The sequence below is a fragment of the Pseudomonas sp. HY7a-MNA-CIBAN-0227 genome, assembly GCF_040310325.1.
In the GTDB taxonomy this organism is placed as follows: Bacteria; Pseudomonadota; Gammaproteobacteria; order Pseudomonadales; family Pseudomonadaceae; genus Aquipseudomonas.
Genome location: NZ_JBEOPT010000142.1, coordinates 1 through 270, shown reverse-complemented (window position 1 = coordinate 270; position 270 = coordinate 1). Strand labels below are relative to the sequence as shown.

The following is a 270-nucleotide window of genomic DNA, read 5'->3' as shown; positions in this document are numbered from 1 at the left end:
CCTCAAGGCAGTATCACCTTCTTCATGGCCAAAATTGTCATTAATTGCTTTAAAATAATCTAAATCAAAGAAAATTAAGCACGTTGCAAAATCAAGCCTATCACCATAAGCAAGCGTCTTATTAGCGAGTAATTCAAAGCCACGACGATTAGAAATACCGGTTAGCGCATCTAAGGTATTTTGCTGAATCGACAGCAGTTCTTCTGCGACAATTTTGCCAAGGTCTTCCAAGGCATCTTCATCATCTTTAGAGAAAGATCTCGGCTTGTC

Annotated in this window: 1 protein-coding gene; it reads right to left on the bottom strand. The window is 39.3% G+C overall.

The window, feature by feature from the left end; translation table 11 throughout:
* The coding region (locus tag AAEZ06_RS27325) for a diguanylate cyclase (RefSeq protein WP_350617234.1) at positions 1-270 on the bottom strand (270 nt) is incomplete at both ends.